This window comes from Streptococcus sp. GMD1S (assembly GCF_000296875.1).
In the GTDB taxonomy this organism is placed as follows: domain Bacteria; phylum Bacillota; class Bacilli; order Lactobacillales; family Streptococcaceae; genus Streptococcus.
Genome location: NZ_AJQY01000469.1, coordinates 1 through 4,296 on the forward strand (window position 1 = coordinate 1; position 4,296 = coordinate 4,296).

Here is a 4,296-nt window from a genome sequence, read left to right on the forward strand (position 1 = left end):
CCTTACATACCCTCTTCTGATTAGTGCAATGAAAAGAAATAAGAGTGCATTTATGAATAAAATACAAAGGGTTTGAATAGTCCTATCTTTCACCATCCAAGCTACAAAAAGAATGAGAAGAACAGCCAAAACAATCACGACTTTTCTATAAAATCCATATTTCTTGCGTATTTCTAAATAATTCATTTTTACTCCTTTTCTAAATTATAAAATGTCATTACGAGAGCAGTTCTGAACCTTAAATGAGTCATTGACTAACAAAATGCTCTCTAATCAGTTCCCTAATTTTTTCTGATAGAATAGCCCAATGTGACCTGCAAAATAGGATCATAAACAGCTTTCATCTTAATTTATAACTTCTCTATTCTATCAAAAATAATCTCTTGCTTTTCGACACTTTCTCGGAGTGGTGACATGCCTAAAATCACTGTAAAAAATCCCAATAATAGAATACTATTAATAACAAGTAAGGCTCCCTCTGTTCCATTAACAGTATATAGATAAAATACAAAACATCCAAGAGTCGGAACAAGGATAAAAGGAAGAAGTTTGTAATGTTTTAATTGACGTTTATTTCCAACTGGTTTAAAGGTTATTTTATAATTTGTAACGTTATTCTCAAGTCTTTTTTGGACGCTATGACGAGCTCTTATGGCAATGAACCAGAAAGCAAGATAAGCTAGGGAAATGAATAGGCCATATAAGCCTATCTTTAAAGGAAGGTTATGACTAATCCCATTGTTTCTAAAAAAATTTGTCACAAGCCGATAGCCAGATCCCCCTATTGCTGTACCAATTGCAATCCCAATTGATTTACTCATAGTTGGAGCTACACTCTCAAAACGCATATCTCTTTTATCTAACTTTTGCATTTTTGCAGTAATTTCATCGGGAAGAGAACCCCAGAAATAGGATTTTGGTCTAACAGTCGTCAAATCTAGAATATACTTTTCTCCCTCTACTTCTACTATTTTGAAAAATACTTTATTCGTTTCTTTAAATTTTACCTTCATAGTCACCTTTAAATCCTTCTCAGAGTTAAAAAACTCTTTTCAATAACATTCCTAAATCGTTAGCCCCGTTTTTTAATAATAGTTAAACCAATTTTGACAGACATCTCTTTCGATGTTAACTGTATTGTGATCCCATAATTTGTTTTATCTGAGTAATTTACCCTGATTTGGCATGTAGTTTCCTCTGGTAGATCATATTTGATTTTCAGTTTCTGAAAGAGTTCAGACTGAGTTTCTGGCTGGTAGATAATTTCACTAAGCTCTGTTGTTCCAGTTCTTAACGTTCTTTTTACATTCAAGGAGTCAAAAACATCTCTTTTGACAACTAAGTTAAGAATTTCTTCATCAAATAAAGGATCTATCGCTGAATCGTAATGCAACTTGCCATTAGAATAACTAACGGGAACCGTTTTTTTATTTTCTCCGATTTGTATTCTATAGTCGCCCTTACCATCTGCCTTGGTAATGTCTAGGTCGATTTCACATCTTTTGACTTCGTCACCATTTTTTATATAGACGCTGCTTTTATAAGCTTCCAGCCCATTAAAATCCTTCTGCTCTTGTTCCAAAAATTTAAACATAGGATCAAACGTTTTTTCAAACTCGTACTGTTCCCTTGTTCTGTTTTTGGGAATGGTTTCACCACCCAAACTACAAGCATTCAATGAAGATGCTGTCATAAGAATAACAAGAACCCCAGTTACCCATAAACACCATTTAAACTTTTTCATATTTTACTTAATCCTTTTTTCGAGTCATAACAGTAAGATTTTTTCAAAAATTTATAAATGTTTAGTTAAACTTACACTAGTTCTACGTCGACTCCAGCTTTAGCAAAAGTTTCCTTAACTTGTTCAAAATTACTTGACATGATTGTCGCTTGTTTTAAATTTGGGAACTGCTTTAATTCAACCAAACTAACCTCATTCAAATCAAAAGTACTATCCTCACCATCCCACTGAGGAATCAGATTCATAAAAATTTCATTACCGCCATCCATATCAATCTCTTTTACAAGACTTGCATACTTCTGTGAAATCTGAAGATTTTTAAAGTATTCTAAGGCAGGCTCTACAAGTTCTGTACTTTCTGTATCAATATCCAACTCGCTAAATTCCTCTGAAAAATCAAAAATATCAAAAGCTGGCTTTAAAATATCTAAATCATACATCAATACTTGGATAATAGCTAGTTTAAAATTCAGATTATCAAAATGAAGATATTTTTCTTGAACAACTTTTGGATTTGATTTTTGACGTTCATGCTTGATTTCTGGATAGTAAGAAATGGTGAGTGGATATCTCATTACATCTGGTCTTCCATTAAAATTGGTTCCATGAGGGGTCCATAAAATAAAATTGAAATCCCCAGTTCTGTGTCTATCATAAAGAAAATAGGGAGGCTTCCCATCAGTGGATACTACGGCTTGACAAGGCATCTTGGGTAATTCTTCTTCTCCAAACATAGGTTTTACAACATCACCATAGTAGAAACTGATTGTAGAAAGTAGATGCTCATCATCAATATAGACCCTGCATTTCTTTAAATGATTCCGGATAGAAGACGAATGTTCAAATACAATACCAGCATTGTCGTAAACGTACTTTATGTATTTACTTTCTTTTTTGACAACCTGATCAGGCTTTCCTAACACGGCCTCAATATCTTTCAAAGATAAAGGAAAAGACAAGCTGGTTCCGTTCATTACCATTGAATTGTCATGAAAATTGATTTCGAGGTTTTTAGGATCTTTCTTTTTAAAAAAATTAAACATTCGATTCTCCTATTTATAATTTGTTTATCTAAATGCATCAAATCTATTTTTCTAACGTTAGAAAATTTACTGTATAAAATAAGGTTTTGCCGTATTTTTCGTCCGTAGGATTAAAAAAGCAGGAAGCCTTCTGAAAATTAATTACTCTTCACTAATAGACTTACCGCCTCAACATGATGCGTTTGTGAAACTCAAAAGGTTCGGGGAGTTCAAAGCTCCAGTGGAGCTTTGAAGCCTTCTTGCGTTAAAATGAAAAGGTGAGAGGATTAGCTACGTTTCACTAACAAACTCAGACACTCAGCGGTTCGAACTTACCGTATCATCTGTAAAAAAGCAGTCTTTCCGAAATAATGGAAAGTCTTTCGTTTTGATATTGTTCCATTCATAAACTGAACCTACAATATCTCCAACTATTGCTCCTAGCATGGTATTCCTCCTTACAAACTATTAGTTTAGACTGACATTTCTACTTGACATACTCGTCTATTTTATCAGCATATTTAGTTAAAAGATTCTTTGAATAAATTTTTGCATTACTTGAATTTCTAACTTCTTTCCAAAGAATAGAAGCTACTTTTAGTTTATTAGAGTAGTTGGCACTATTTTCGTCTGCACAGAAATCCTTTAGAAATTGATTCCATTGACAAACCGAATGATCATACTTGGCATAATCTGAATCTCCATAATAGACTTTTAGCATATCTTGGATTGTGAAATTCAAATCATTTTCTTTTTTTACTTTTCTCCAAGCTGTAGCCATATCAGCAGTAAATTTAAAGGGCGAAACACCTGTTAAAGTTGAGAAATATTCTCTAAAGTGTGCATTAAAGGAGAATCCACATTCAAGTAAGGGCGAATCTAAGGTAACGACTTCTACTCGTTTCTTATTTTTTTTTACTGATGACTTTTTAATCAAATTCCCCTTGAAGTACTGCTCAATAATATCATTGAGTTCCTGTTTTGTACCTCTATATTCAAGTCCTAATGACCTGCATATCTGTGAAAGTTCATCACGATACCAGTAATATTTATTAAATTCATCAAAGGATGAGATTTTTTCAAACATAGGTCTGCTTTCTATCAATATTTCACCTCCTTAAAAACAGTTTAGGTTTTCATCTCAAAATAATGGAGTTTTAGTTTCTTTATTTTGAGGATTAACTACGTTTCACTAACAAACTCACACACTCAGCGGTTCGAACTTACCGTATCATCCGTGAAAAAACAATCCTCACAAAATAAAGGAAAATCCTTCGTTTTGATATTGTTCCATTCGTAAACAGAACCTACAATGTCTCCAATAATTGCTCCTAGCATCCGTTTCCTCCTTATGGCATATCAGATTCGTTACACATTTCTAATGAGTCACTCTTTAAAAATGGCACCACCAAATCAATCCACTCATAAGGCAGGTAAGCTGATAAATAGCCGTGATTATAGCCCTTTGCTTCATACAAAATTGTATTTGAATGTAGCTGATGAAATAATTTCGCTGATTCTTTCACACAG

The 4,296-nt window shown here is 33.3% G+C and carries 6 protein-coding genes and 2 pseudogenes; all 8 read right to left on the minus strand.

Annotation, left to right across the window (positions count from 1 at the left end; translation table 11 throughout):
• Nucleotides 1-186 (minus strand): annotated as a pseudogene (locus GMD1S_RS12655) (hypothetical protein); the annotation flags it as partial.
• A gap of 164 nt (nt 187-350) precedes the next feature.
• On the minus strand, nt 351-1,013 hold the full coding sequence (locus GMD1S_RS11375) for a DUF443 family protein (protein ID WP_000865033.1): 663 nt from the start codon (nt 1,011-1,013) through the stop codon (nt 351-353).
• Between the two features lie 59 nt (nt 1,014-1,072).
• A complete protein-coding gene (locus tag GMD1S_RS11380) occupies nt 1,073-1,744 on the minus strand; it encodes a hypothetical protein (RefSeq protein ID WP_000713811.1) in 672 nt (223 codons plus the stop codon).
• A gap of 71 nt (nt 1,745-1,815) precedes the next feature.
• A complete protein-coding gene (locus GMD1S_RS11385) occupies nt 1,816-2,787 on the minus strand; it encodes a DUF6892 domain-containing protein (RefSeq protein WP_000481649.1) in 972 nt (323 codons plus the stop codon).
• Between the two features lie 297 nt (nt 2,788-3,084).
• Entirely contained in the window at nt 3,085-3,213 is a 129-nt protein-coding gene (locus tag GMD1S_RS12095) for a hypothetical protein (RefSeq protein ID WP_000900078.1), read from the minus strand.
• 40 nt (nt 3,214-3,253) lie between these two features.
• On the minus strand, nt 3,254-3,871 hold the full coding sequence (locus GMD1S_RS11390; RefSeq protein WP_000573132.1) for an SAP domain-containing protein: 618 nt from the start codon (nt 3,869-3,871) through the stop codon (nt 3,254-3,256).
• A 104-nt stretch (nt 3,872-3,975) separates the two neighbouring features.
• The gene (locus GMD1S_RS12100; RefSeq protein WP_000899999.1) at nt 3,976-4,104 is read right to left on the minus strand and encodes an ADP-ribosylglycohydrolase; all 129 of its coding nucleotides are present in this window, start codon (nt 4,102-4,104) and stop codon (nt 3,976-3,978) included.
• A gap of 11 nt (nt 4,105-4,115) precedes the next feature.
• Nucleotides 4,116-4,296, minus strand: a pseudogene (locus GMD1S_RS12105) (alpha/beta hydrolase); the annotation flags it as partial.